This is a genomic window from Asticcacaulis sp. (assembly GCF_027484505.1).
GTDB lineage: Bacteria > Pseudomonadota > Alphaproteobacteria > Caulobacterales > Caulobacteraceae > Asticcacaulis.
The window spans coordinates 1-7,090 of record NZ_JAIXSV010000160.1; the positions used below are offsets into that span (position 1 = coordinate 1).

Consider the following 7,090-nt stretch of genomic DNA (forward strand, 5'->3'; position numbering starts at 1 on the left):
ATGGCCGCCACCTTCGGTTCGCGCAAGCTCCTGTCCGACAGCGGCAACGAAGCGTCCGATGAGCGCGTCGTCGAAGTCGTGGTGACGGCCGACGCCGCGCCCCTGCTGATCGGTCAGCGCGTGCTGGTCAAGTTCATGAAGCCGGGCGAAAAGGCGGGCATCAAGCGCACGCCGCCCGCGCCGGCGACGCCTGAGAAGAAGTAAGGGTTTTAGGCCGTGGTGGTGATTTAAGATTAACACGGCTTTCTCCTCCCCATTCTATGGGGAGGAGGGAGATCGCGGCATTTAACTCGTCGCTTCGGTTTCAACCTGAATAAAGACCACAACCCCGGTACATACGTGCCGGGGTTGCGTTTTTTAACGAGTCCGACATCAGTGCGCCCGCGCATTTGGCTAAGACTGTCTTTACCCAATATATTAACCTGCCTGCGTTATCTGGCTGGATAAAGAATGAGCCCCGCCGGATGAGCGTAAGCGTTAGCCCTCTTGCCCCCCACCCCAGAGCAGGGGGCGCCAGTCTCGATGTCCTGCGCTTTCTGGCGGCGGGTTTTATTTTGCTGTTCCATTTCGGTGAATCGGCCCCGCGCCCACTGGGCGATCTGATCCCCGTCCTGTGGCAGGGCTGGCTGGCGACCGATTTCTTTCTGATGCTGTCCGGTTTTATCCTGATGCGCGCCTATGGCTCGCGTTTGGCCGAACACCGGGTTGGTCCGGTCAGCTTCGTCAGCCGGCGCCTCCTACGCCTGTGGCCCTCGCACATCGTGGCGTTGCTGCTGCTGCTGGTGGTGGTGACGCTGGCGACTCTGCAAGGTCATCCCCCCGGCCACGCCGAAAAATACACCCTGTCCGGCTTTGTCGCGCAACTGATGCTGGTGCACGGGCTGGGGGTCAGTCAGATAGCCGGTTGGAACGTACCGACCTGGACCCTGTCGGCGCTGGTGGTGTGCTACAGCCTGTTCAGCCTGAGCGCCGGTCCTCTCTACCGCCTGAACCGCCCGGCATTGGCGGCGGCTGTGGTCGGCGTGCTAGGGCTGGGGCTTGGGCTGGCCGCCCTGATTGGCCATGCCTTCGTCGATCTGCCCTTCCAGTACGGCCTGATCCGGGCTCTGCCGCTGTTCTTTATCGGGACGCTGCTGGAGCGCCTGACCGCCGGGGTCACGGTGTCGCAGCGGACCTACGTCATCGCCATGGCGATCAGCTTGTGTACGGTCATGGTTCTGGGCAGCCTGTTGCGCCACACCCTGTCGGATGCGGTCATACTCGCTGCGCTGGCCACCGTTCTGGTCCTGTCGGCGGGGGTGCGTTTCCACGAAAGCCACCTGACCAGGCGGCTGGGCCGGGTCTCTTACGCCCTGTTTCTGATCCACACGGTCGTGGGGGCGGTCGCCCTCGGCATAGACGGCATGCTGGTGCACCGCTTCGCCCTGTCCGAGCCGGTGCACTGGATCGTCTGGGGCCTTTGCGTGGCCGCCGCGATCGCCGCGGCCTTCGTGTTTGAGGCGGTCGTCGATCGCCCGCTCAGCCAGTGGGTCACCGCGCGCCTGAATGTCTCAGAAAAAATCAGAGCGGAATGAATCATTCCGCTCAAGCCGCCATTCAGGCTGCGGCCAAGGTGGCAGAGCCCGCACCCGGCGAGGGACCCAAAAATTCCGGATTAAACGGCGTCCAGCCCTATATCGAACACCGGAGCCGAGTGGGTGAGGGCGCCGACGCTGATCACATCCACGCCGGTTTCGGCAATGGCGCGCACCGTATCAAGATTGACGCCGCCTGAGGCTTCGAGAAGGGTCGCCCCCTTGACCAGCGCCACGGCCTCGCGCAGTTGCTCCAGATTGAAGTTGTCGAGCATCACCACGTCCGGCCGGAACGGCAGGGCCTGTTTAAGCTGGGCCAGCGAATCGACCTCGACCTCGATCTTCAGGGTGTGACCGGCCGAGGCCTTGGCCAATTCCAGCGCTTTCTCAACACCGCCGCAGATGGCGATATGGTTGTCCTTGATCAGGATAGCGTCATCGAGGCCGTAGCGGTGGTTGTGGCCGCCCCCGCACTTGACGGCATGCTTCTGAAGGCCGCGCAGCAGCGGCAGGGTCTTGCGCGTACAGGCGATGCGCGTCGGTAGGTCTTCGACCAGCCGCACATAGGTGTGCGTCAGGGTCGCCACCCCCGACAGGTGTGACAACAGGTTCAGCGCCACGCGCTCGGCCGCCAGAATGGCGCGCGCATTGCCTTCGACGCGCGCAATCACGTCGCCAGCCACAACCTCGGCGGCGTCGGGCTTGACGATCTCAAAGCGGATATGCGGGTCCATCAGGCTCATGGCCAGACGCGCGCAGTCGATGCCGGAAAGGATACCGGCTTCGCGGGCCTTGAATTCCGCCTTGAAGCGGGCGCGCGGCAGGATGACGGCGTCGGCGGTGACGTCACCGGCCAGCCCCAGATCCTCGCGCAGGGCGTCGCGGACCACGGGTTCGATGAGCAGGTCAGGCAGTCCGGTAATATACATCTTAAGCCACTTCCTTTTGCGTTTGCCTCTGTATCAGGCCACCCTCTGTCAAACGGACGAAGGTGCGTTGCCCCTCAGTCGCCGTTTCGGGATAGTCCTGACGATAATGAGAACCGCGACTCTCACGCCTTTGCAAGGCGCATTGCGCGATCAGGCGCGCCGCGACCAAAGGTAACGCACCTTTGAACGCGGCCTCCAGCCCCGTGATCGTTTCGAGCAGGGTTTTGAGGCCCGTTTCGTCGCGGATGACGGCGGCGTGCGCCTGCATGGCGGTGCGCAGCGTCTTGAGCGCCTCAGGCGTCAGGCGCGGCGCGGGCAGGGGGCGCAGTGCCCCATCCGTATCCGGCGCAAACGCACCGTGCGCCGCGACTTCGGCGGCCTTGCGACCGACGCGCTCCCCGAAGGCGGCGGCCTCCAGCAGGCTGTTGGACGCCAGCCGATTGGCGCCGTGCACGCCAGTCGAGGCACATTCGCCGACGGCAAACAGGTTCGTCAGGCTGGTCTGACCGTCAATATCGGTGCGAATGCCGCCCATATGATAGTGCGCTGCCGGGGCGACCGGGATGGGCGTCGTGCGCGGGTCGATGCCCGCCGCCATGGACGAGGCGAAGACGGTCGGAAACTCATGCGGGAAGTGCTCGCCGATGGCTTCGCGGCAGTCCAGATACGCGCCGCCCAGGGTCGTATTGGCGCGGTGTACGGCGCGCGCCACAATGTCACGCGGGGCCAGTTCACCGTCCGGGTGATCGTCAAAGGCAAAGCGATAGCCGTCTTTGGTGATCAGGGTCGCCCCTTCGCCGCGCAGGGCTTCGGTGGCCAGAGGGGCAGGGTCGGCCCCGATGTTGATGGCCGTGGGGTGGAACTGCACGAATTCCGGGTCGGCGATCTCGGCTCCGGCAAGGGCGGCCATGGCCATGCCTTCGCCGCGCAGATTGGCGGGGTTGGTGGTGACGGCAAACAACCCGCCCGACCCGCCGGACGCCAGCACCACGACGGGGGCAAAGACCTCAATCGTGCGACCACCGCGTTCCACCACGGCTCCGATGACCGTCTGAGCGTCGGATGTGATCAGGCCGGTGGCGAAGGCCCCTTCCCAGATGTCGATATGCGGCGCGGCTTTGGCGGCGGCGACCACGGCTTCGAGAATCTTCTTGCCGGCCAGATCACCACCGACGCGCGCCACGCGGGCAAGGCCGTGCGCCGCTTCGCGGTTGAGCACGAAAGACCCGTCGGCATGGTGGTCGAAGGGCGCGCCGATGGCGTTGAGGCGGCGCACCACGTCCGGTCCCATGCCGGTCAGGGCGTGGGTGGCGGCGGGGTCATTGATGCCGGCCCCGGCGATCAGCGTATCCTGCGCGTGCGCTTCGGGGGAATCCTGCGGGGACAGGGCCGCCGCGATGCCGCCCTGCGCCCAGGCCGAGGAACAGGCGGCGCCCAGCTCGACCGGGGCCAGCACCAGCGTCGGCTGTGGCGCGGCATTGAGGGCGACCGAGAGCCCGGCCAGCCCTGCACCGATGATCAGCGGGCCATTGTGGATATAGACGTCAGGCATTTTCAGCGCCTTTTCAAACTCCCTCTCCCCGTCTGCGGGGCGAGGGTGACCCAAAGGGTCGGGTGAGGGGAAGGTCGTTCCCCCAGATACCCCCTCATCTGGCTTCCCTTTTGCGTCAGCCACCTTCTCCCCTCAGGAGAGAAGGGAGAGGGTTAGCGTTCAGCAGTTCGATAGCTGTAATGCTCTCGGTTTGTGTGCACCCGCGATGACACTGATTGAACACAACTGCGTACTCGTTCCGTTGTGAAGTCCGCTTTCCAAACTTCGAGGTTATCCAGAAACGAAATGTAGACAGCGTGCCAAAGGATGCCCTTGGTCCCGAACCGAGGCTTTAAGATGATGGCCTTGCTAGAACGACTTATCTGAATTTGTTCATTCAGCGTTGCCGAATAGTCCCGTAGCGCGTTTATCCAAGTGACTTCGCCTTGAGCAAGGTCCAGCGCAACCTTGTCGCCCGAAGTAATGCGTATCTGCTTCGGGCGGACATCTACTTGCAGTATTTGCGGCGTGCTCATGAGATCAACTCAACATCGACATGGTGGCGGGCCTTGATCATGTCGTAGCGGGCCGGGGTGGCGGTGGGCGGCATGTCGATCATGCGCTGCACCGACAGGCGCGCCTTGTCGATAATGGCGGCGTCCACCGTCACTTCGTGCGTCATCGTCAGCAGCGAGGCATAGATGCCTTCCAGCGTGATGCGCTTCATGTGCGGGCACAGATTGCACGGCCGCAGGAACTCAACACCGTCGCCCGCATCGGCCGTGACATTGTCGGCCATCGAACATTCGGTGATCAGCACCACCTGCTTCGGCTTGTTCTGCGTCACATAGTCGGCCATGGCCGTCGTCGAGCCGGTGAAGTCACAGGCGGCGATCACGTCCGGCGGACATTCCGGGTGGCCCAGCACCACCGCATCAGGGTGAGCGGCACGCACGTCGGCAATGTCCTGCGCATTGAAGCGTTCGTGCACTTCGCACGCGCCCTTATAGGCGATGATACCAATGTTTGTCTGACGCGCCACATTGCGGGCCAGAAACTCATCGGGGACCAGAATGACGCGATCCACGCCCCATTCCTTCGCCGCCCATTCGACCACCTGCACCGCATTGGCCGAGGTGCAGCAGATGTCGGTTTCCGCCTTCACATCGGCGGTGGTGTTGACGTAAGAGACGACCGGCAGGCCGGGGTAGCGCTGCTTGATCAGGCGCAACTGTTCACCCGTCAGGCTGGAGGCCAGCGAACAGCCGGCGCGCAGGTCGGGGATCAGCACGGTCTTTTCCGGGGCCAGAATCTTCGAGGTTTCGGCCATGAAGTGCACGCCGCCCTGCACGATGATCTTCGCGTCGGACTTCGCGGCTTCGCGCGCCAGACCTAAGCTATCGCCCACATAGTCGCCGACGCCGTGGAAGATGTCGGGTGTCATGTAGTTGTGCGCCAGAACGACGGCGTTTCTTTCGCGCTTGAGGCGGTTGATGGCCGCAATCAGCGGGGCCTGAAGCTGCCATTCGATGGGCGACACCTTGCCCTTCAGGCGCGCGTAAATCTCCGCCGTTTCCGCCTCGATGTCGGGCGTAAACGCCAGGGCCCCAAGGGCTTCGTCCACGATCGGATTTTTGCTGTGCAGCATTTTATTCGTCTCCTCGCGCCGCCGGACCGCTCCGGTGACCCTTGTGCTCAATTTCAGCATAAGTCGGATCAAAAATACGCTTTTGCCCCGCCATTGCAAGGCCACCCCGTAAAAAAACCATCACATATTGTATCGCAGATACGAAGCTGAGCGCGGTGAGGTCACAAAATCCGTGAAAACCGGAATTGTCGGTTAAGGGTCATTGAAACTTTACAGGGAGCTGCGCATATCGCTGAGACCGTATTTTTATAAGGGTAATCATTATGCCGAAAGCCGCCGAAACGCCTGACACCCCCGTCTGCCTTGAACTGTCGAAGGTGCTGGCCGACAGCTATAATCTCTATCTGAAGACGCACGGCTATCACTGGAATGTGCGCGGGCCGCAGTTCAACAGCCTGCACGCCATGTTCATGGCCCAGTACACCGAGATGTGGACGGCACTGGACGAAATCGCCGAGCGCATCCGCGCCCTGGGTGAGTTGGCCCCCATGTCGGGCGCGGCCTTTGGCAACCTGTCTTCGATCAAGGAAGGCGACGCCACCAAGTCGGCCAATGAGATGCTGAAAGAGCTGGCCGACGGGCACAAGACCCTGATCGCCACGCTGAAAAACGCGCTCAAGGTGGCGGATGAGGCCGGTGATGACCCTACGGTGGACCTGCTGACTGTGCGCCTCGGCAGCCACGAAAAGCACCTGTGGATGATCTCGGCATCGCTGGAAGATTGACGCGGGTGTTTTCGGATGCCTCGGGTCTAAATAGTGTTGACTGGCCTCTTCTTCAGAACGGGGCCGTCAACCTGTTCAAGAACCTGACCTATTTTGTCGAGGCACAAACCGATCTGAAGGCTGCTGGCTATGAGGTTGGTTATGTCGATTGCCGCAGTGGGATAAAGTCTTTCTGCGCGCAACTCTCTGATGTTCTGAACTGGTCTGAACAATTCGGCTACGATGAGTGGACGGGTAATTTAGACGCGTTGAATGACGCTTTTGACACCTATCCGTTTGGTGTGTCGGATAAGTCCGCTTTAGCGTTTGAGGCTTTCGATCAGATCGTGAATGAAGATGCTGATTTCGCCTTCGGCATACTGGATATAATTGAACGCTCGTCACGCAATCATTTGCTTTTCAGCCGACGTTTCATCGCGTTGGTGCAAACAAGCAACCCCGGATATTCCTGTGAGAATATCGGCGGTCGGTCGGCGAACTGGAACCCCAAAGAATGGCTTCAAGCTGACAGGTTTTGATCTTCCAGCCCAACTGCTGTAAGCGGCGTATATGATCTTCATTACGCCCAAAATCTCCGTCGATGAGGCTGAACTGAGCGAGAGCTTTGTGCGCGCGTCCGGTGCGGGCGGCCAGAATGTTAACAAGGTCTCGACCGCCGTCGAACTGCGCTTTTCGATCTGGGA

The 7,090-nt window shown here is 61.7% G+C and carries 8 protein-coding genes and 1 pseudogene; 5 read left to right on the plus strand and 4 right to left on the minus strand.

What is annotated here, in order from left to right; translation table 11 throughout:
- Positions 1–204: pseudogene (locus tag Q0072_RS10235) on the plus strand (hemolysin secretion protein D); the annotation flags it as partial.
- A gap of 260 nt (positions 205–464) precedes the next feature.
- Positions 465–1,574: an acyltransferase gene (locus tag Q0072_RS10240; protein WP_298329367.1), complete on the plus strand. Its 1,110-nt coding sequence runs from the start codon at positions 465–467 to the stop codon at positions 1,572–1,574.
- Between the two features lie 80 nt (positions 1,575–1,654).
- On the opposite strand, the gene nadC is transcribed toward Q0072_RS10240, so the two are convergent.
- The 4 genes from nadC to nadA form a co-directional block, all read right to left on the minus strand.
- Positions 1,655–2,503 (minus strand): carboxylating nicotinate-nucleotide diphosphorylase, encoded by an 849-nt coding sequence (nadC, locus tag Q0072_RS10245; protein ID WP_298329370.1) that lies wholly within the window; start codon positions 2,501–2,503, stop codon positions 1,655–1,657.
- A 1-nt stretch (position 2,504) separates the two neighbouring features.
- The gene (locus Q0072_RS10250; RefSeq protein ID WP_298329373.1) at positions 2,505–4,055 is read right to left on the minus strand and encodes an L-aspartate oxidase; all 1,551 of its coding nucleotides are present in this window, start codon (positions 4,053–4,055) and stop codon (positions 2,505–2,507) included.
- A gap of 152 nt (positions 4,056–4,207) precedes the next feature.
- Positions 4,208–4,570, minus strand: a complete 363-nt coding sequence (locus Q0072_RS10255) for a hypothetical protein (RefSeq protein WP_298329376.1) — start codon at positions 4,568–4,570, stop codon at positions 4,208–4,210.
- Positions 4,567–5,682, minus strand: a complete 1,116-nt coding sequence (nadA, locus tag Q0072_RS10260) for a quinolinate synthase NadA (RefSeq protein WP_298329379.1) — start codon at positions 5,680–5,682, stop codon at positions 4,567–4,569. Before nadA ends, Q0072_RS10255 begins: the two co-directional genes overlap by 4 nt.
- A gap of 263 nt (positions 5,683–5,945) precedes the next feature.
- On the opposite strand from nadA, the gene Q0072_RS10265 reads away from it, so the two are divergent.
- The 3 genes from Q0072_RS10265 to Q0072_RS10275 all read left to right on the plus strand — a co-directional run.
- Positions 5,946–6,407, plus strand: coding sequence for a Dps family protein (locus Q0072_RS10265; RefSeq protein WP_290799654.1), 462 nt, complete (start codon positions 5,946–5,948; stop codon positions 6,405–6,407).
- Positions 6,377–6,925 (plus strand): hypothetical protein, encoded by a 549-nt coding sequence (locus tag Q0072_RS10270; protein ID WP_298329384.1) that lies wholly within the window; start codon positions 6,377–6,379, stop codon positions 6,923–6,925. The genes Q0072_RS10265 and Q0072_RS10270 overlap by 31 nt, the downstream gene beginning before the upstream one ends.
- A 31-nt stretch (positions 6,926–6,956) precedes the next feature.
- A partial coding sequence (locus Q0072_RS10275; protein WP_298329386.1) for a peptide chain release factor-like protein occupies positions 6,957–7,090 on the plus strand: 134 nt, incomplete at its 3' end.